The organism is Advenella incenata (genome assembly GCF_004217095.1).
GTDB classification, from domain to species: Bacteria; Pseudomonadota; Gammaproteobacteria; order Burkholderiales; family Burkholderiaceae_B; genus Advenella; species Advenella incenata.
Genome location: NZ_SHKO01000001.1, coordinates 1829135 through 1848138, shown reverse-complemented (window position 1 = coordinate 1848138; position 19004 = coordinate 1829135). Strand labels below are relative to the sequence as shown.

Genomic DNA, 19004 nt, shown 5'->3' with positions numbered 1-19004 from the left:
CCTCTTCTGCCTCTTCTGCCTCTTCTGCCTCTTCTGCCTCTTCTGCCTCTTCTGCCTCTTCTGCCTCTTCTGCCTCTTCTGCCTCTTCTGCCTCTTCTGCCTCTTCCTTTTTCCGCCCGGCCCTCAACAAACCCGACGCACGAAAACGCCCAACCAAAAAGAAAAGACCTCCCATTTTTTTTGGGAGGTCTTCACCTATAGAATCAATAGCGCACCGGCATAGTGCCGGGCATACAAACTTTAATGCATTAATCGACCAGCTTGACGACGCCTTTCATCATCGAGCCGTGCCCTGGGAATGAGCAGAAGAACACATCATCCCCGGTCAGCTTGTCGACGGGCACTTTGACCGAGTCGGATTCGCCACCACCAATCAGCTTGGTATGCGCGATTACACGCTCGTCGCCCTCTTTTACATAATTCTTATCGGCGCCCGCGGCAATACCGTCGGTTTCCACGCCCTGCATATCCGCAGACTTGGTGATCACAACATTATGTCCCATCGCCGCCTTCGGCAATTGACCAGTATGCTTCAGATTGATCGTGAACTCCTTGCACGATTTGCTGACAGCAATTTCCTTGGTGTTAAATTGCATGGCGTCATTAGCCTCAATGTCAATTGAGCACTCAGCAGCCATAACGGGCAGTGAAGCAGCAGACAATGCCATTGCGGCCAACACGTGTTTCAGTTTCAACTTAAAAGCCATTATGTACTCCTTGGGGTTGGTGAAATAGACTAAGGCTTATAACTATACCATCTTCGCTCATGACGCTGCATCGATATCAACAGCACAATTGATCCGCCTCAATACCGGCACACCAGAGCCGGTAATCAACAACCAATTCCCACCGACACCAGCACAACCCTGCCAACCATCAAGACACATAAGCAACACCCGAAGGCCATGCTAGTGAAGCCCTGCTATCGGCACGATCATTGAGTCACAAAACAAGCCCCAAGACATCAAGCCCCAAAAGACACCAGGATCGTATGCGATCACTAAGGCCAAGCCCAATTACCACAAACCAGACAAACAAAAAGCCCCTGCTCCACAGAGCAAGGGCTTGATGACTACGGAATACAGATTAGATTTAACAGTTGGTGCTCACGGCGAGACTCGAACTCGCACAGCTCTCGCCACTACCCCCTCAAGATAGCGTGTCTACCAATTCCACCACGTGAGCATCTGCAAAGACAGAAGATTATAACACCATTTAATCAGAAACGCTTACTGTTTCGTCTCAGTATTTGTCTCTTGCTGCGATTCTGGGACAGCAGGTGTTGTATTTTCGGCAGGTGCCGCGCCCTCGGCTGCAGGTGCAGCAGGCGTCGCCCCGGATTGCTCAGGCGCTGCTGGTGATGTAGGCGCAGGCGCAGCCGGTGTCTCAGATGGAGCCGCAGGTGCGTCAGAAGACGGAGCCGCTGGCGTTTCGGCCGGCGCGGGAGCCACAGGCAGATCAGCTTGCGGCTGAGCCGCTGGCGCTTGGGTATTGGCAGCCGGCGCTGGCGCTTCGTAGCCCTGCATCACACCACCGCCTGTTGCAGGACCTGCGCTGCGGCCGGTATTGTTACCAATATAGGCAAGGCCCAGCGTGCAGGCGAAAAACAGGATGGATACCCACTTTGTCGCTCGCGAAAAAAAGTTTGCAGCACCGGTAGCACCAAAAAGACTCCCGGCAGAACCGCCACCAAAAGATGAACCCATATCAGCGCCCTTGCCTTGCTGCAACAGCACCAGGGCAATAACCGTCAATGCAGACAGAACCTGCACGACAGCCAGTAAAGGGTATATAAACGATGGCATTTAAGTATTACTCCAAAAAAATTCCGTATAAGGAATATGACCACGCTGCTAGGCGTTGGCAATTCCCTGAAAATCTGTTGCGACCAGCGAGGCGCCGCCTACCAGCGCGCCATCAATATCTTCCTTGGCAAACAGGCTTGCTGCATTTGCAGCCTTGACGCTGCCGCCATACAAGACGCGCTGCTCGGGTGCATCCGCTTGAACCAATAAGCTGCGGATGTGCGCATGCACTTCCTGCGCCTGCTCTGGCGAGGCAGTAAGACCCGTACCGATAGCCCATACCGGCTCATACGCCAGAACCATTTTCGTGACCGCATCCGCACCCAGCGCGAGCACCGGCTCAAGCTGGCTGCTAATTACCTGCAGCGTCTTGCCCGCCTCGCGCTCGGCCTGCGTTTCACCAACGCATACCACAGGCGTAATACCGCCGGCAATTGCAGCGGCGGCCTTGCGCGCAACGACATCACTGCCTTCACCGTGGTAAGCCCGACGCTCGGAATGACCCACAATTGCCCAAGCGCAACCGAACTCCGCAAGCATGGCAACCGACACTTCACCGGTATACGCTCCCTTGGCATGCTCACTGACATCCTGACCGCCCCAACTGATGGCACTATCTTTCAGGATATCTGCCACTTGCTGCAGGTAAGGAAAAGGCGCGCATACGGCCAGCTCTGCTGCCTGATTGGCCGCAGCGGCATTCTGCAATTTGACCAGATCTGAAAGCAGTTGCTCGTTTTCAGCCTTGCTGCCATTCATTTTCCAGTTTCCGATGACCAGACGCCGACGCACACTCATATTTTCCTCGGTAAAAAGGGATTTTAACAAAACCAAAGATTATAACCTTTTCATTTCTAAAAGGAAACTTAAAACGTCAGGACGATTTTCCCGATGTTCTCGCCTTTTTCCATCATGGCATGGGCATCACTGGCTTGCGCCAGGGCAAATGTGGCATGAATGACAGGCCTGATTTTGCCTGCAGCCAGCAATGGCCATACCTTTTGCTGTAGCGCCTGGGCGATTTGTGTTTTGAACTCGACACTACGCGGGCGCAGGGTTGAACCGGTAATGGTCAGGCGTCGGCGCATCACCTGCGCCGTATCGATGGTTGCCTTGCTTCCGCCCAACTGGGCAATAATCACGATGCGCCCGTCATCAGCCAGACACTGGATATTGCGATTGATGTATTCGCCAGAGACCATGTCCAGCACCACATCCACGCCCTTGCCATCGGTCAGCTTTTTGATTTCCTCAACAAAATCCTGGGTCTTGTAATTGATCGCCTTGCTGGCCCCCAATGCCTCGACGGCGGCCGCACGCTCATCGCTTCCAACCGTTACAAAAACCTTGTGCCCCAGTGCCCGGGCAATTTGAATGGCTGTGGTTCCGATACCACTGGCGCCGCCATGAACCAGCAATGTTTCCTCGCCGGATAACGCACCACGGTCAAACACGTTGGTCCAGACGGTAAAGAATGTCTCTGGCAATGCTGCCGCTTCCACATCACTGAAACCCTCAGGAATAGGCAGACAATTGCCCGCAGGTGCGACACAGTACTCGGCGTATCCGCCCCCAGGCGTCAACGCACACACACGATCACCGATCTTCAGGGAAGTGCCGGCGAGATCGCCTTCGACGATTTCACCGGCAACTTCCAGCCCCGGCAGATCCGAAGCCCCGGGCGGCGGCGGGTAGGCGCCTTTGCGCTGAAATACGTCAGGTCGGTTGATGCCGGCAGCCGTCACACGAATCAGGACATCGCCCTGCTTTAATACGGGCTTTTCGCGCTCCACCAGCTTTAATACTTCGGGGCCGCCTGGGGTGGAAATTTCTACTGCCTTCATCTATTTTCTCCTGCAAAAATAATGGGGGTCATGTGCACGCGTGCCATGCCTGACTGTCAATCAGGAGATTTTAACGTCGAAACCCACGCGTGCCTTCGCGACGAGGTCAATCAGGGAAATAAACGAGCCCTGACACAACTTGTGCCTACCTGGCACATGCGTTATACAGACCTCGCAACAGCCCCAGCCTATACGCCGCACCCTAGACCGCTCTCCAACACAGGCTTACATATAACTGAATATCGTGATAATCTTCATCGTTTAAGGTGCCCGCACCGGCTGGCCCATCAAGCAGGCCCGTACCAGAAGTCGTACCAACCGCATTACACCCATGTGAGGCAACACTTTGAGAAGGCAATTGCAGGACGCAACGTGTTGGGCAGCCAACAGATGGCGTGGATTGTGCCCAAGCATGCGCTGCTTTTTTTCCCCAACACATCGTGAGCCCAATGGGTGTATGCCTTGTGGCTGCTGGCCATTGCAGGCCGCGGAATAACAGGCAATAAAAAGGACCTGCGTCAAGATAGGTGCCAGATGCACATGTGCGCTTGCCGGCCCAGATACCCAACAGAATTTATGAAAACAACACCGGAGAAATCGACCGCATTTGATGGAAGCAACAAACTGATTGTTGCCGACCTGGAAATCGACCTGCATAGCAGCCAGGTCAGACGCTCCGGCGTGCAAATCACACTATCGGTCACCCAGTTTCGCATCTTGCTGTATCTGGCCGCCAACCCGGGAACCGTCATATCCAAATCAGCATTGAATGCCGTTCTGGACAAACAGCCTCCGTGTTTGAACTCCAATGCCATTGATGTGCACATCGCGCGTTTGCGCCGCCGAATCGATCAGGATTTTTTCCCGGATCTGATTCATACCGCATGGAAAAAAGGCTATTTTCTGTCGGAAGGGATTCAGAAAAAAGCAATGCACCCGATATAGGCATCAACCGGCAGACACCAAAAAGCGGCAAACACGCTCGCCACCGTCAACCACGCGCTCTGCATAATGTTCAGACATATCGAGCACGCTGTGCTATCGCATGATCAGCACAGGCACCGGACTGGTTCTCAATAGCGTAGTGGTCAGACTTCCAACAATAAGCTCGCGAATCCGCGAGTGTCCGTAGGCACCCATCGCCAGCAAATCGATATTCTTGGACAATATATAATCCACGATCACCGCCTCGGGCTCGCCGCCCAGCACACTCACCATCGGCTCAAATTGCATCGCGGTCAACGCCGACTGCACCCAATCCAAATGTTCTCTGACCCGCTCCGTCTCCTCACCGACGTATAGCACATGGCACTGCAGATCGGCCAACAGCGCGCTACCGGCCAGGCGCTGAACCATTTTACGCGCCGTATCACTCCCATCGAACGCAACCAGGAAACACTCAGGCGCACGAAACGACTCAGAAACAACCAGCACCGGCAAATCAACCGACCTGACGATCTTCTCTACATTGTGATCGAAATAGCTGCGATGCGCTCCCCTGGCCTGCTCGTGCTGTCCCAGGATAATCATCCTGGCCTCCCCCTGCAAATCCAGCAGGCTTTGCGTCAATGCACCATGTCGCTGGCGCGTTTCAACCGCAGTCAGGCCCGCCGCCACGGCGCGCTTTCTAACCCCCTCCAGAATATTTTTCCCATGCAACTGGGCCAGTTTGCTGCGCTGCTCGTCAAGCTCGCTCAATTGGCTCAGCAGCATATCATGGGCATCAAAACCAATGCTTCCGCTCAAGTCAACAATTGACGCCTTTTCCGGGTGCCTGTCCAATACATGCAAAAAATCAACGGGGATATTCAAATGCTGCGATGCCCAAATTGCATAATCACACACGGCAAGCGTATGTCCGGCGCCATCAATGCATGCAATAATCTTTTTCATTCGCCCCTCCCTTTTTAATGGCTCGCCAGCTTGCCAGTGCCGTCCGGCTTATCATGAACGCCAAAGCGATCCACCAGCGTAGTACTGGCCTGGTCCAGCCCTTCAATGTTGACTACCGTGCCTTCGCGCCGGAACTTCAGGATGACCGTATCCAGCGCCCCAATTGCGGTAATGTCCCAGAACCTTGCCAAACGCAAGTCAATGGTAACCTCATCAATCACTTCCTTGAAGTCAAATTTCGAAATAAACGCCTGCGCCGAGGCAAAGAAAACCTGCCCTGCAACATGATAGGTTCTAGAGGCTTGGCTACCGGTTTTGAATGAAGTCACGCTAAGCACCTGACCCACCTTGTGAGCAAAAAATATCCCGCTTAGCAACACGCCCACCAGCACACCTTTTGCCAGATCATGCGTTGCCACCACCACTACGACCGTGGCGATCATCACAATGCTCGAGCTTTTGGGGTGGCGGGTCAAATCACGCAGCGAAGACCATTTGAAAGTGCCAATCGACACCATGATCATCACAGCCACCAACGCCGCCATTGGAATCTGTTTAACCCACTCCCCCAGAAAGACGATCAAAATCAACAATACACTACCTGCAGTCAGGGTGGACAGGCGTCCGCGGCCGCCGGATTTTACATTGATGACAGATTGCCCGATCATTGCGCACCCGGCCATACCTCCAAGAAAACCAGAGGCGATGTTTGCCACGCCTTGCCCTACACACTCCCGGTTTTTATCGCTGGGCGTATCGGTCAGGCCATCCACGATCGCTGCCGTCATCAACGACTCCAACAGCCCCACGACGGCCATTGGCGCAGAGTAAGGCAAAATAATCTTCAGCGTCTCCCAATTGAGCGGCACTTCCGGCAGCAAAAAGACGGGCAGGCTATCGGGCAGCTCCCCCATGTGGCCAACCGTTCTGATATCCAGACCCAGCACCAATGAAATGGCGGTCAACACCAGGATGCACACCAGCGGCGACGGTATCGTCCTGGTGATATAAGGAAACAGATAAATAATCAGCAGACCCGCCGCAACCATGGCATAAACAACCCATGTCACATTCATTAATTCAGGCAACTGAGCCATGAATATCAGTATGGCCAGCGCATTGACAAAGCCGGTCACAACGGAGCTGGAGACAAAGCGCATCAACGCACCCAGACGCAGCACGCCAGCCAATATCTGCAGCACACCAGTCAGCAAGGTGGCTGCCAGTAAATACTGCAGGCCGTGCTCCTTGACCAGCGTCACCATCAGCAACGCCATGGCGCCCGTGGCAGCGGAAATCATGCCAGGCCTGCCGCCGGCAAAAGCGATGACCACTGCTATACAGAAAGAGGCGTAAAGACCCACTTTAGGATCTACGCCCGCAATGATAGAAAACGCAATGGCTTCAGGAATGAGTGCAAGTGCAACAACGAGGCCCGCCAGCAAATCGCCCCTGATATTGGAAAACCAATCCTGTTTGATAGTATTTTTTGTAAACATAATTTTAAAAATTTAAACACCCCCTGATACTCGTCAGCAATGGACAGTCCACACGCACATACGTGGGCATGTCGGTTGCAATCGACCGCAGACGAAGAGGTTTTGTTTGAAGCGGCGGGAAGCCGGGGGCATTGAGTACGGAAAAGGGCGACAGCCCAAAACAGCATTTTGCAATGCTGCTTTAGCTATACAGTAGCGCGCGCAGAAGATCTGCTGTCGGAAGCACCAATTACATGGGTCTGTTTATTGGAAGAATGATAGAAGGCGATAGTGCCGGGCTCCCGCGTTTTCGGGATCGCTCACATTTGGGTTGCGGCAAGTTTAGCATAAGCCCGTCCCAAACACCGAAACAGCCAACAGACGGCCGTCAATGCACGCCGCCAGAAAACTTGCCTTAGACACTCTGCCTTAGACACAACACGGATTGCGCACTATTGAGCCTACTTCTGAACAATGAGAACATGTGCCCTTTTTCGCCTGGCCAGCGCCAGCGTGACAACTGCCAGCACCAGAGGAATAAAGGACACCCACAACACCGTGTTCCATCCGTAAGCACTCAGCAACCCGCCAGATGAAAATGAGCCCACAGCCATGAGCCCGAAAACAATGAAATCGTTGAGCGACTGCACACGGGTTTTCTCTTCAGGCCGGTGACATTCGAGCACCAGCGCAGATGCCCCCAGAAACCCGAAGTTCCAGCCAAGCCCAAGCAGAATCAGCGCTCCCCAGAAGTGGCCCACATCGAGCCCGCCCAGCCCCACGACGGCAGACAGCCCGGTAAGCAGCAAACCTACCGCAGCCACACGACCAGCACCAAAGCGGGAAATCAGATTGCCCGTAAAGAAACTGGGTGCATACATCGCAATCACATGCCATTGCAGACCCAGATTGGCAGACTCCTGTGAATGACCACTGATATGCATGGCCAGCGGAGCAGACGTCATCAGAAAATTCATCAACATATAAGCGACCGCGCCACTGATGGCCGCCGCGATGAATCGCGGTTGCGATGCGATAACAGAAAGCGGACGCCCTCCAGCCTGCTCGCTTACCGTAGGCGCTGGCAGACGCACGCCCAGCAACAACACCGCCGATAGCACTGCCACTACAGCCTGCACCAGGAAAGTTGCGGCAAATTTATAAGGAATCCACATGTCCATGGTCCAGGTCACCAACTGCGGACCGATGACACCAGCCACGACCCCACCAGCCATGACAAGGGAAAGGGCCCGCGCACGTCGGGCTTTTTCCACCCCATCGGCCGCGGCAAAACGAAACGTCAATACCACCGCGGCATAGCTGCCACCAAAGAACGTGGCCAGACAAAACAGCCAGAACCAGGCCTGGATCACAGCAACCATCGCCAGCAGACCAGTCAAGACACCAGCGCCGGTTCCCACCAAAAAGGCGGCTCGCCGACCATGACGCTGGGCAATTTTGCCCACCGGCAAAATGCATGCGGCCATGCCTACAACAAAGATGGAAATGGGCAACGTCGCCAGCATCGGCGTCGGAGCCAGATTCTCGCCCACAATGGCCCCGGTAGCATAAACCACGACAGAGTTGGCGCCTGCCAGCGCCTGCGCCGTGGACAAACGCCAGATATTGCCTCGCTGAACGCTTTCAGGGAGTATTAAAGAAGCGTCTTCAATGGTCGCGTTGCTGGATGTCATGTCAATCGTATCGGTTGTGAATTTGATATTAGGACCAGATCCATACCTTTCTGCGCAATGCCACGGCATCACCAAAATGACCCGACTAACAGCGCTGGTTATTATTTCTGGTTATTAACGTATTATTCTAAGTCATTAACGATGAGCATCGCCCATTAGTCGGTCGGCTACGGAAAAATCGATTTGGCGGTGAATTTATTTAGGCCAGCTAGCCGCTCGCATTTAACGATGATTGTCCGGGATAGCCCATACGCAACCGTACGCAAGCAATAAAAAACCCCGCAATTCAATGAATGAATTAACGGGGTATTTTTACTATGCCCAACTTGAGCATATGAATTTTGGCGGAAGCTGTGAGATTCGAACTCACGGAAGGTTTAACCCTTCGCCGGTTTTCAAGACCGGTGCATTCAACCGCTCTGCCAAGCTTCCTGTTGATGCGAGACCCATCTCTGGTGCACTCGGCCGGAATCGAACCGGCACGGGCGCAATGCCCGAGAGATTTTAAGTCTCTTGTGTCTACCTATTTCACCACGAGTGCGTGAACTGGAGAAACGAGAATATAGCACATCTGATTTACGGACGTCTACACACTCACCGGAAAAATCTCACAAACCCGTTATTGCACCACTTATTCGTGACGTCAATGCGACACCACTGCCCCGCTCGCAACGCTTTTGCGCATAGCCATAAAAGGCCTTATCTCGCTACTTAATAACGTCTTGTTTTGTTACTCGAGATGGCGGCGCAAGGTATCCCTAACATGTCCCCACGCGTTGCGGACGTCGCCAAAACGAATAGCCAAACAACGCGCCGCTTACGGGCTGCCAGCGCACTACTTCATGCAGGATACTACGTTGGCGACAACCAACACGCCGCAGGCAATACCGCTAGATGGGCCCTGTTTTGCCGGCCAGCAAGCATTTCGATTCATTACGAACTATCTTATTATTTATCAAAAGCTTACATAAATAGAAGGCAATTTGTAACAGGCCGGACCTCATACTTTGCATCTGTCGTATTTCAGAAACACATTGGACACACAATAAGAACGATAATCAGCGTAACGGTATCTCGTTTACATATTGGTAAATGGGATATATGCTTTTGTATAGCAAGACAAACAAGAATTTTCAAATCTGGAGGTCGATATGAGAAAAATATTGGTCATGTTTTTGGTAGCACTGGGAGCCCTAAGCGGCTGTGTCGGCTACGCTGGCGACGGTTACGGGCGTTATTCTGACGGTTACGACGGGTACAGTGGAGGTTCAAGCTACTACGGGAGCGGTTATCGCAGTGGTTACCGGAATGTAGACTATAGGCGCGGTGACCGCCGCGACTGGGAACGTCGTCAGGAAGCACGGCGAGATTCCGATCGCCGTCGCGACAGAAATGATTGGCGCGAGCGCCGGGATCATGATCGCAGCAACTGGAATAACCGGCGAGATAACGACAGACCAAGCCGCTCTTCGTATCGCCAGACTCAGCGTGGCATGGAAGGCGCCAGCCGCAGACTGGAGCAAATGCGCAACAATCAGGGACGCTAAGCAGGTAAAAATGTAGATTTTAAGGCACACCCCACTTGTCATTAAATCGAAGTTTATGTTAATATCCTTTTCTTCGCTGATTTAGTGAATACGTCGGGGCATAGCGCAGCCTGGTAGCGCATCTGGTTTGGGACCAGAGGGTCGTAAGTTCGAATCTTACTGTCCCGACCACAAAAATATTAGTGATATCAAATACTTAAGTCGTTTAAAGAGTCGAATTCTTTAAGCGGCTTTTTTATTGCTGTGGGACTTTTGTGGGACTCGGTTCGCATACCTAATCTGCGCTTGTCGGATCATCGCATGCAGATTGAGCGTTTCCTCATCTTCGCCTGGGTGTGCAATACCCTCTAATGCATCATAAATCTCACGCAGCTGAGCAATTGCATAATGCGAGTTCATGGACTTATTGCTGTGCCATAAAATCACATCCTGCGTGCGCTCCCCTACTCCAGTCAGTCGAAGCCGCATGCCAACGGTATGCCGTAGATCGTGGACATGCAAATCCTCCACGCCCTCACGCCTTTCTGCCAGGCCGTATTGTTGATAAAGTTTACCGGCTAATGCTTCAGATCCACTTTATCTTCACCTTTACGTGGTCGCCAATAGGTAAAAACAGCTTCCTTATGCAGACCTCGCTGTGATTCGACAATGGATTGTGCGACTGAATTGCATACAACAATACGCTCAGATTTTCGCCCTTTGACATTTACTCGAGGTATAACAAAGACGGAAACTGGCAAATTTGGCTGCAGATTGATTTTAAGCTCCCAATCCCAACGCAGGGAACAAACAACGTCTTCTCTGAGACCTGTATTCAGGTCAAACAAGACCATATTTCGAAAATGCTCCGGAAGTTGCTGTAATAGTTTTTCTTGCTCATTCCACGTGATTGGCCTGGGAAGTCTCTTAACATCTTCATCGAGCAAGGCCACCTACCCTACTTTCCGTGCGGCATTTCATGAGCACACACCACCGATTGACTCTAGTCCCGTATCGAATGCTGCTTCATCGAAAGAACACAGTGGCGCGCTGGTGGAAACTTAATCCGGATCAACCATCCGAATACCTAATTGATCCACCTCGCTGCGGTTTGCAGGTTCTCCCGCTCTTTGGCGCCGGAAACATCCGCCGATCATCGTTGGCGATGGCTTAAAACCTATCCGCAAATAATGTTTAAACTCGGCGGGACCAGCAGCTCCGCCCGCTTCCAGAACTCGTCCGTCACCAGCCACGAAACGACTCGCTTAGCCAAAACTCTCGCTCCGAGCCTCATTCAATGAGGCTCGGAGCGTCAGTTTGTCTATTTACGGATAAATTCCAAGGCGTGAATCCAACGCATAGGCTCCGCCGTCCCGTGCAACTACATAGCGTGCCAAGAACCCCATCAGTACCGGGAACTCGATTCCACGGCCAAGTCGGCCCAAGGGCGTAGCTGATTCCTGCCATCTCCAAAGCGACAAGCAACGCAACCGCGCGAGCACAAAGACAGAGCGCGAGCGAGATAAGCAGCGGAAGAAAATTCTGACGGCCTTCACTCTCGTGGGAGTTCATCTTTAGGCACAGTGAGAAATTCAAGTTTGGCCGGTGTTTGCCAACGCTTCGGCGTGCAACGCTGGACGAGATCATCCACCACTTCGTAGAGCACGGGGATCACCAGCAAGCTCAGGAAGGTCGAGGTGATAAGGCCGCCGATCACGACGATGGCCATCGGCGCGCGAAAGCTTGGGTCGGCACCAAAGCCCAGCGCGATGGGGAGCATCCCGGCGCCCATTGCCAAGGTCGTCATCACGATGGGCCGTGCACGTTTGTGGCAGGCGTCGAGCAGCGCGTCGAGCCGGGACATGCCGTGATCGCGCTGCGCCACGATGGCGTACTCCACCAGCAGAATGGAGTTCTTGGTGGCGATGCCCATCAGCATGATCATCCCGATCATGGCGGGCATGCTGAGGTTGGTGCCGGTTACGAACAGGGCCAGGATCGCTCCCGGGATCGATAACAGCAGCGCCCCGAGAATCGTCACCGGCTGCAGCCAGGCGTGGAACAGCAGCACCAGCACGATGTAGATGCAAGCCACGCCCGTGCCCATCGCCAGCAGGAAACCCTGGCCGAGTTCGTTGGACGTTTCCGCTTCGCCGATGTCGTACTTGACCAGGCCAGGCGGCAGGTGGGACAGGCTGGGCAGCGCGGCGGCGCGCTGCTGCACATCGCCCAAGGCCTGACCGTTGAGTTCGATCACGAAGTTCACGTTGCGAAGACGGTCGAGGCGATTGATCTGTGCGGGACCGCTGGCGATCTCTACCTCCGCCACATCACGCAGCGGCACCGGACCGCGCGCACCCGGCACCGTGAGCTGACGCAGCAGTTCCAGGTTTCTCGCCGCGTCTTCGGGCAGCCGCACCACAATTGGCACTTGGCGCTGGCTCAGGTTGAGCTTCGGCAGAAACTGGTCGTAGTCCCCTAGGGTCGCCACACGCACCGTCTCTGCAATGGCGACAGTCGTCACTCCCAGATCCGCCGCGCGGGCAGTGTCCGGGCGCACGATCAACTCGGGGCGCTGCAGACTTGAGCTGCTGGTCACCTGGCCGATTCCAGCCAGGCTGCGCAGTTCCTGCTCCACCGTGGCCGCGTGTTGCGCCAACAGGTCACGGTCCTCGCCGGAGAGCACCAGTGTGTAGACCACATTGGCGGCCACTTTGACGCGTGCGCCGGCCACGTCCTGCAGGCGCGTATACAGCTCGCGCTCGATGTGCTGCTGGCTCAGGCCCGGGCGTTCCTTGCGTGGCGTCAGGTTCAGCGTCAGATTCGCCGTGCGCGCTTCGGCCACACCGCCTATCGAATTACCTCCGGCGCTGCCCGCGCCAACGGCCGTGTAGACCATCGTCACATGCGGATGCGCTGTCACGGCCGCGCGCACCTGCTCGGCGATGGCGCGCGTTTGTTCGAAGGTGCTGCCCGGCGGCAGCTCGACGCTGATCTGTGTCCGGCTCAGGTCTTGCGGCGGCATGAAGTCGCTCTTGATCGCACCAGCAACCAGCGGCATGCAACTGGCGATTCCAAAGACCGCCAGGATCGTCAGCGTCGCGCGCTTGTGCGTAAATGCCCAGCGCGCAGCCTTCAGATAGGCCGGCATCCAGAATGGTTCGGCATGGGGCCGGGGCGGCTTCTTCAGTAGATAGGCCGCCATCATGGGCGTGAGCAGGCGAGCCACGATGAGCGAGAAGAACACGGCGATGGATGCCGTCCAGCCGAATTGCACGAAGAACTTGCCAACCAGACCTTTCATGAAGGCGGTGGGCAGGAAGACGGCGATCAGCGCGAAGGTGGTGGCGATCACCGCCAGCCCGAGCTCGTCGGCTGCCTCGCGGGCGGCCACCAGGGGCTCCTTGCCTTGTTCGAGGTGGCGCATGATGTTCTCGATTTCGACGATGGCGTCGTCCACCAGGATGCCGACCACCAGTGACAGCGACAGCAAGGTAATGAGGTTCAGCGTGAACCCCATCCAATGCATGAACAGGAAGGTGGGGATGATGGACAGCGGCAGCGCTACGGCGGCGACGAACGTCGCGCGCAGATCGCGCAGGAAGATCCACACCACCAGCACCGCGAGCAAGGCGCCTTCGATGAGCAGCGACATGCTGCCTTCAAAATTCTCCAACACCTGATCGACGGCGTTGAACGCCTCGGTAATTTCGATGTCGGGCTGTTCCGTCTTCAGTACGGCGAGCGCCTGGCGCACGCCGTTGGCAACGTCGATATCACCGGCGCCCGTGGTGCGCAGGATCTCAAAGCCGACCACCGGCTTGCCGTTGAGAAAAGCGCCACTGCGTTGCTCGGCCAGCGCATCGGTCACGGTGGCCACCTGATCCAAGCGCACGACATGCCCATCGGGCAATGGGATTGCAATGGCGGCCAGGGCGGCGGCCGAGGGTGCCGTGACGACCATGCGCACAGTCTGTTCGCTACTCCCCAGCCGTGCACGTCCACCCGGGGCTTCACGTTGCATCTGGACTAGCAAGCGCGAGACATCGGCAGCACTCAGACGCAAGGCCAGCAGCCGATCAGGATCCAGTTCCACCCGCACTTCGCGGCTCACCCCACCCACGCGGGTGACGGCACCGACGCCTGGCACGGCGAGCAGGCGCCGGGTGATCTTGTCATCGACAAACCATGACAGCGCTTCATCGTCCATACGTGGCGACGCCACCGTATAAGTCAGGATCGGATCATTCTTGAACTCGATCTTGCTAATGATGGGATCGCGCAAGGCCGCAGGCAGGTCTGCTCGCACCCGGGCCACGGCGGCTCGGGTATCGTCCAACGCTTCCTGTGGCGGCTTCTCCAGGCGGAACTCGGCAGAGACAGTGGCCGTGCCGTCCTGGACCGTCGTATGCAGGTGCCTGAGCCCCTTCATTGTGGCCATGGCGTTCTCCAGCTTGCGCGCGACCTCGGTTTCCATCTGGGCCGGGGCGGTGCCTGGCAGGCTGGCCATGACGGTGATCATGGGCAGATCCACGTCCGGGAAGTTCTGAATCTTGGCGGCGCGGAACGCGAACAGCCCGGCCACCGTGAGCATGACAAATAGCAGGATGGCCGGCACGGGGTTGCGGATCGACCAGGCGGAGAAGTTCATGATCGTCCCGTTCAACGTGTGGTGGTTTGGGTGGGCGTATTCGGACTTATGCCGGCGGCGACGCGCACCATCACGTTGTCCGCCAGGAAACCGACGCCGGACTCGACGACCGCCGTGTCGGCGGCCAGCCCGTCGCGGATTTCCACCCGGTCACCGCGCCGCACGCCTAGCGTCACCTTCTGCTGCCGCACCTTGTCGCCCTCGAGGCGGAAAACATAGCTGAAACCGTCGCGCAGCAAGACCGCGGTTTCGGGCAGCGTCAGCACCGTATGCTGATCCAGCAGAAGCTCGCCGCGGGCAAACATGCCTGCGCGCACTGCAGCGGCGGGCTCGAGGTCCACGTACACGATGCCGGTGCGGCTTTGCGGATCGACCTGGGGCGAGATCATGCGCACGCGGCCTTCTATGGCCTGCGTGCCGCCCAGTTTGAGGAGCACGACCTGGCCAGGTGCCACGCGCCCGAGTTCTGGCCCCGGCAATTGGGCACGCCACTCCAGCCGGCCCTGGCGTTGCAGGCGCATGATTTCTGCACCCACTTGAACGAGCGCTCCTTCAACCGCAGGCCGGACGCTGATCACACCGTTGTCCGGCGCGCGCACCTTGGTGTAGGCCAACCGCAGCCTGTCGGCCTGCACGCGCGCACGGGCTGCGGCCAGACGGGCTTGCGCGGCATCGCCGGCCGCCAAAGCTTGATCGATGTCCTGGGCCGACAAGGCCTCGGTGCCCTGCAGCGCCCGGGCGCGATCGGCTGCGCGCCCCATCTCTGCGGCATTGACCTCAGCCTCCTGAAGCGCAGCACGGCTGGCGTTCAGGTCGGCTTCGAGCGTGCCAGGACTGAGTTGCGCCAGAAGCTGCCCCTGCTTCACTTGGTCGCCGACATCGACCAGCAGCCGCGTCAGGCGCCGTCCGCCGATCTCGGCGCCGATCACGACTTCCTGCCAGGCAGCAATGGTGCCAACGGCGTTCAGCGTCTGAGGCCATTGCTGTGCGGCGGCAAAGATGCGCTTGACCGTCAGTGCCGATGGCGCAGCCGTTGACGAGGTGGGTTCAGCGCCGCTGCGCGTGGTCACGATCAGCGCGGCGGAAGCAACGGAAAGACAGACGGCCGCAGCGACGAGATACATGTGGTGATGCTTCATGGTTGAACTGCCAGTTTTTCGGTAGGGCTAGGTTCGGCGCTCCAACCACCGCCAAAACTGCGGTACAGAGGAAACCAGGCTTGTGCCTGATCAGCCTGCGCGGTAAGTAGGTCGCTGTGCGCCGTCAAGGTATTGCGTTGGGACGTGACAAGCTAGTACCGCGCTCGACGCCATCGACACCCGGGACGAGCGGCAGCCCCTCGCTGCTGGAGCAATGAACGCCTGAAGCTTGGCCGCGAGTGACGTGATGCAGACCGGCCGCGAGCATTTCTCCGGGGCCATTTGGCACGGGATCGGCGCAGTCGCTGTAGTGCGGCGGTTGGTCGAGTGAGGTAATGACAGCAGCTTTCACGGGGTCTCCTTCGAGGTCAGGTAAGCTATATAGTTCGTATTACGATCTATTATTGATCTGCAATACGAACTATGTCAAGATAAAACCATGACGAAAGAGAAAAAATCCATGAAGCAAGCCACCGCGTCCAATGAAGGGCTGGCCGATGCACTTGTGACGACCGCCTTTGTTACTATGGCCGTGATCAACAAAATTGGCGCCGAGAACGACTTGTCCCTCTCGCTGATCCGCGTTCTGGGCATCCTGTGGGACCGGCGTCCTCGAATGGCCGAACTCGCCGACTACCTCGGGTTGGAGAAGCAGACGATATCAGGGCTTATCGCCCGAGCAGAAAAGCGGGGACTGGTAGCGCGTGCGCCGAACGAAGAAGATGGCAGGGCGACAGACGTGTTTCTGACGGTCGACGGGGCCAAGCTCGTCAAGCGGCTACATGTCCAGGGGCAACAGGCACTGGCCCCGATCATCGAACAGCTCAGCGCGTCAGATCAGCAACTCCTTCAGAAGTTGCTTCAGCGTATGCTCGAAACTCGGAAGCGTTGAAAACCGAAGGGGCGGCTAATCGGGCGGCCATAGCTCTCTTAAAATGACATCAATGCAGTCCCTGCCAGCGATTGTGGTGTGCCATATCGCCAGGCCCTGAAAATTGTGTTTTTCGTTAGATGGGCCTCTTGAGACAATAACCAAAAGGTTTATGTGAATCCTATCATTTTCATCATTATTGTTCCTATTATTCATTAGCCAATGATGCTTGTTTTCACCTGATTATTTTCCCTGCCTTACTCCTCTTTTGCAACGGCTAAGCTGACTCGTATTAGTGTACGGGTGAATACCCTCAAGGCTGAGAGTTCATAGGGAAACCACCCTGAGGGTTTACCAAACCCGCATCAATATTAGGTTTTAGCCTTGAGGGTTCGATGTGGTTTCCCCGTCAAACGATCAATAGGGCAAGCTACATTTTCAACAGCAGACACCACGGCACCGCTGACAGAATACGTGTTTTTTTAACCAATTAAGAATAATTTCTTGGTCGGGAACTTTGTCTTTCAGATCGAAACGTTCAGGATGAAAATACATCTGTTGTACGAGCGGCACTAGTTTTAAATACTCCGTGACATGCTAGAAATTCAGACCTTGATCACATGTTCGGCCAGACTCTCCTTTTACCTTCAGTTCCGCGATTTCAACTCTCAGCGCGTCAATTTCCAGTTCCATCTTCTGTAATTTATCGGCCTGGCACTGGTATTCGGGGATCTGTTCCTGTAACCTCTTTACCTGAGCCCGCAATTGTGTCACGTCGGTACCTGATGGCCTCTCCTGTTCTCCCCCCACGGGATAGGCCAAGCTAAACCATTTTGATGACATAGGCATCTGACATCTATCATAGAGAGCCGCCAATAATTGACTGGCGTGCCAGTTACCGCATTTTTAAAATAAAGATGGTAGACATAAAACTACAGACCCAGGAATCTGAACGGTTTTGACTCTTTGAATTGGCCATTTGCCATGCCCGAGTATATTTTTGACTGATTAGGCCCCAATTCCAGTGTCAGTACTTTTCCTGTTTTTTCCGAAAAATCTAGTTGTTTCAGGTCGATCCAGAACACATTCGGGGCCAGCGCAGACTCAAAAAAGTATCGCATGCGCTTTTGGTCCGCAACGGTACGCCAACGGGTCGAGGAAATATTCGGTTCGTTCTCTGTCGTCAGGCCATAGGGGACCGACACATTGCGGATGACGGAAAACACGCTGGCAACTGATTCAACTTCGTCCTCGCTTTTTGGAATCGCATTCACGTAGAACATCGCCCGGGCATAACGGTCCGCAGCGCGATTGGTGCCGGGCAGCATGACTGTGCCGCCGATTTGCTTCCAGTATTCTTCCATAGCTAGCTGTTTTTCGAAAATCGGCGAGTTAGTCATTACCTGGTAGTCGCGGCTATGGTGAATAACCTGCGTGCCGTCAATGTATTCGATGATTGCGCTATCGCCTGACGCATCCGAAAGCGACAAGTGCAAAGTAGCAAGCCGGTCTTGGCCTGGAACATTGTCCGTCACCACGGTGAACGGTTGCTTCTGCAGTACCTGCACCGCCTCCTGAACTGTGGCGAAGTTATCCAGAACATATTGCGCCCAAGCTGCGATCGACAAACCTGGGGTTTTGACGTCGTATTCCGGGTATGAAGACTCCGCCAACCAAAGTACATTGGCGACCAAGCCGGCCTCATTCATCCCATCTGTCGTGGAAATGTCATAGCCCGAAGCGATCACGCTTCCGTACTTTGACGTCCACTTGACCGAATTAGGCCCAGCCTCCCCGTTACGCGCCATTCCCCGTGGGAAGACCCATAAATTGGTGCCAACATCCGTTTTCCAATCCATGGAGCGCGCCGTAATCACCTCGCCTTGTACGCCGTGGTAGACAAATCGGGTGCAGGCTTGCACTGAGGTCACGACCATACTGGTCGCCAGCGCCGTAGCTGCGCAGATCCTAGAAAACGACTGTGAGCGGAGGGACATGTATGTTTCTCTATCAAATTACTATAAAAAATTTCAAATGAAACTAAAGTATACTAGTATTCTCAAATTTCGGCGAAAACGACCGATGCCTGCGCAGGCATCGGAT

At 55.2% G+C, this 19004-nt stretch carries 15 protein-coding genes and 4 tRNA genes; 4 read left to right on the top strand and 15 right to left on the bottom strand.

All coding sequences use genetic code 11. The features are described 5' to 3' along the window. Positions 1–248: 248 nt before the first annotated feature. The 5 genes from azu to EV681_RS08325 form a co-directional block, all read right to left on the bottom strand. Positions 249–707 carry an azurin gene (azu, locus tag EV681_RS08345; RefSeq protein ID WP_128396890.1) on the bottom strand — a complete coding sequence of 153 codons (459 nt, stop codon included), beginning with the start codon at positions 705–707 and terminating at the stop codon, positions 249–251. A gap of 393 nt (positions 708–1100) precedes the next feature. Continuing rightward, positions 1101–1185, bottom strand: a tRNA-Leu gene (locus tag EV681_RS08340). A gap of 44 nt (positions 1186–1229) precedes the next feature. After that, positions 1230–1805: a preprotein translocase subunit SecG gene (gene secG / locus EV681_RS08335; protein WP_130303721.1), complete on the bottom strand. Its 576-nt coding sequence runs from the start codon at positions 1803–1805 to the stop codon at positions 1230–1232. A 48-nt stretch (positions 1806–1853) separates the two neighbouring features. Continuing rightward, positions 1854–2603 (bottom strand): triose-phosphate isomerase, encoded by a 750-nt coding sequence (gene tpiA, locus EV681_RS08330; RefSeq protein ID WP_130303720.1) that lies wholly within the window; start codon positions 2601–2603, stop codon positions 1854–1856. A gap of 68 nt (positions 2604–2671) precedes the next feature. Next, entirely contained in the window at positions 2672–3649 is a 978-nt protein-coding gene (locus tag EV681_RS08325) for an NAD(P)H-quinone oxidoreductase (RefSeq protein ID WP_130303719.1), read from the bottom strand. 576 nt (positions 3650–4225) lie between these two features. Here EV681_RS08325 and EV681_RS08320 point away from each other — a divergent pair. After that, positions 4226–4594 carry a winged helix-turn-helix domain-containing protein gene (locus EV681_RS08320; protein WP_165392976.1) on the top strand — a complete coding sequence of 123 codons (369 nt, stop codon included), beginning with the start codon at positions 4226–4228 and terminating at the stop codon, positions 4592–4594. 93 nt (positions 4595–4687) lie between these two features. Here EV681_RS08320 and EV681_RS08315 read toward each other — a convergent pair whose 3' ends face one another. The 5 genes from EV681_RS08315 to EV681_RS08295 all read right to left on the bottom strand — a co-directional run bounded on the left by EV681_RS08315 (position 4688) and on the right by EV681_RS08295 (position 9255). Beyond that, positions 4688–5542 (bottom strand): universal stress protein, encoded by an 855-nt coding sequence (locus EV681_RS08315; protein WP_130303717.1) that lies wholly within the window; start codon positions 5540–5542, stop codon positions 4688–4690. Between the two features lie 14 nt (positions 5543–5556). Then, positions 5557–7041, bottom strand: coding sequence for a SulP family inorganic anion transporter (locus EV681_RS08310; protein ID WP_130303716.1), 1485 nt, complete (start codon positions 7039–7041; stop codon positions 5557–5559). Between the two features lie 440 nt (positions 7042–7481). Next, complete coding sequence (locus tag EV681_RS08305; RefSeq protein WP_128396897.1) at positions 7482–8714, bottom strand: MFS transporter; 1233 nt, start codon at positions 8712–8714, stop codon at positions 7482–7484. A gap of 342 nt (positions 8715–9056) precedes the next feature. Next, positions 9057–9146 (bottom strand) — tRNA-Ser (locus tag EV681_RS08300). A gap of 21 nt (positions 9147–9167) precedes the next feature. Further along, a tRNA-Leu gene (locus EV681_RS08295) sits at positions 9168–9255 on the bottom strand. A 610-nt stretch (positions 9256–9865) separates the two neighbouring features. Here EV681_RS08295 and EV681_RS08290 point away from each other — a divergent pair. Then, on the top strand, positions 9866–10261 hold the full coding sequence (locus tag EV681_RS08290; protein ID WP_128396898.1) for a hypothetical protein: 396 nt from the start codon (positions 9866–9868) through the stop codon (positions 10259–10261). 94 nt (positions 10262–10355) lie between these two features. Beyond that, positions 10356–10432 (top strand) — tRNA-Pro (locus tag EV681_RS08285). A 51-nt stretch (positions 10433–10483) separates the two neighbouring features. Here EV681_RS08285 and EV681_RS22515 read toward each other — a convergent pair. The 4 genes from EV681_RS22515 to EV681_RS08260 all read right to left on the bottom strand — a co-directional run bounded on the left by EV681_RS22515 (position 10484) and on the right by EV681_RS08260 (position 16030). Beyond that, positions 10484–10660 carry a hypothetical protein gene (locus EV681_RS22515; protein WP_165392975.1) on the bottom strand — a complete coding sequence of 59 codons (177 nt, stop codon included), beginning with the start codon at positions 10658–10660 and terminating at the stop codon, positions 10484–10486. Positions 10661–10818: 158 nt separating this feature from the next. Continuing rightward, a complete protein-coding gene (locus tag EV681_RS08275) occupies positions 10819–11187 on the bottom strand; it encodes a hypothetical protein (protein WP_130303715.1) in 369 nt (122 codons plus the stop codon). A 605-nt stretch (positions 11188–11792) separates the two neighbouring features. Next, positions 11793–14891: an efflux RND transporter permease subunit gene (locus tag EV681_RS08265; protein WP_130303714.1), complete on the bottom strand. Its 3099-nt coding sequence runs from the start codon at positions 14889–14891 to the stop codon at positions 11793–11795. 11 nt (positions 14892–14902) lie between these two features. Beyond that, the gene (locus tag EV681_RS08260; RefSeq protein ID WP_130303713.1) at positions 14903–16030 is read right to left on the bottom strand and encodes an efflux RND transporter periplasmic adaptor subunit; all 1128 of its coding nucleotides are present in this window, start codon (positions 16028–16030) and stop codon (positions 14903–14905) included. Positions 16031–16469: 439 nt separating this feature from the next. On the opposite strand from EV681_RS08260, the gene EV681_RS08255 reads away from it, so the two are divergent. Further along, the gene (locus EV681_RS08255) at positions 16470–16922 is read left to right on the top strand and encodes a MarR family winged helix-turn-helix transcriptional regulator (protein WP_207227021.1); all 453 of its coding nucleotides are present in this window, start codon (positions 16470–16472) and stop codon (positions 16920–16922) included. 911 nt (positions 16923–17833) lie between these two features. Here EV681_RS08255 and EV681_RS08250 read toward each other — a convergent pair. After that, complete coding sequence (locus EV681_RS08250) at positions 17834–18838, bottom strand: linear amide C-N hydrolase (RefSeq protein WP_341273439.1); 1005 nt, start codon at positions 18836–18838, stop codon at positions 17834–17836. Positions 18839–19004: the final 166 nt, after the last annotated feature.

Bases quoted from the DNA above. Each gene is read 5' to 3' on its own strand.
- tpiA (WP_130303720.1), bottom strand. From the start codon at position 2,603: ATGAGTGTGCGTCGGCGTCTGGTCATCGGAAACTGGAAAATGAATGGC.
- EV681_RS08255 (WP_207227021.1), top strand. From the start codon at position 16,470: ATGACGAAAGAGAAAAAATCCATGAAGCAAGCCACCGCGTCCAATGAA.
- secG (WP_130303721.1), bottom strand. From the start codon at position 1,805: ATGCCATCGTTTATATACCCTTTACTGGCTGTCGTGCAGGTTCTGTCT.
- EV681_RS08315 (WP_130303717.1), bottom strand. From the start codon at position 5,542: ATGAAAAAGATTATTGCATGCATTGATGGCGCCGGACATACGCTTGCC.
- EV681_RS08260 (WP_130303713.1), bottom strand. From the start codon at position 16,030: ATGAAGCATCACCACATGTATCTCGTCGCTGCGGCCGTCTGTCTTTCC.
- EV681_RS08290 (WP_128396898.1), top strand. From the start codon at position 9,866: ATGAGAAAAATATTGGTCATGTTTTTGGTAGCACTGGGAGCCCTAAGC.
- azu (WP_128396890.1), bottom strand. From the start codon at position 707: ATGGCTTTTAAGTTGAAACTGAAACACGTGTTGGCCGCAATGGCATTG.
- EV681_RS08310 (WP_130303716.1), bottom strand. From the start codon at position 7,041: ATGTTTACAAAAAATACTATCAAACAGGATTGGTTTTCCAATATCAGG.
- EV681_RS08320 (WP_165392976.1), top strand. From the start codon at position 4,226: ATGAAAACAACACCGGAGAAATCGACCGCATTTGATGGAAGCAACAAA.
- EV681_RS08325 (WP_130303719.1), bottom strand. From the start codon at position 3,649: ATGAAGGCAGTAGAAATTTCCACCCCAGGCGGCCCCGAAGTATTAAAG.
- EV681_RS08265 (WP_130303714.1), bottom strand. From the start codon at position 14,891: ATGAACTTCTCCGCCTGGTCGATCCGCAACCCCGTGCCGGCCATCCTG.
- EV681_RS22515 (WP_165392975.1), bottom strand. From the start codon at position 10,660: ATGAACTCGCATTATGCAATTGCTCAGCTGCGTGAGATTTATGATGCA.
- EV681_RS08250 (WP_341273439.1), bottom strand. From the start codon at position 18,838: ATGGTCGTGACCTCAGTGCAAGCCTGCACCCGATTTGTCTACCACGGC.
- EV681_RS08305 (WP_128396897.1), bottom strand. From the start codon at position 8,714: ATGACATCCAGCAACGCGACCATTGAAGACGCTTCTTTAATACTCCCT.